This window comes from Maritimimonas sp. 2405UD52-3, from assembly GCF_056591715.1.
On the sequence record NZ_JBWQOL010000031.1, the window covers coordinates 1 to 245 of the forward strand.

The window sequence follows — 245 nt, forward strand, 5'->3', positions numbered from 1 at the left end:
GCCTGATCACTACTACCTGTAGCCACATTGGTGATCGTTGTACCTAAGTCGCCTGCCTGGATCGTATAGCTAAGCGTACCACTCTCACTGTCACCTGCTGCTAATGTAGTCACACCATCACCTGCTACATCACTTAAGGTCACGGCACCTAATATATCATCAACCACCCCTACGCCCGTTAAGGTAGCTGTACCTGTATTCGTTACTGTAAAGGTATAGGTCACCACATCACCCACTGACACATC

At 48.6% G+C, this 245-nt stretch carries 1 protein-coding gene; it reads right to left on the reverse strand.

From position 1 onward, the window contains the following. Positions 1-245 (reverse strand): DUF7507 domain-containing protein (locus AC1EU5_RS16050; protein ID WP_480193432.1); only part of this gene is annotated, 245 nt, incomplete at both ends.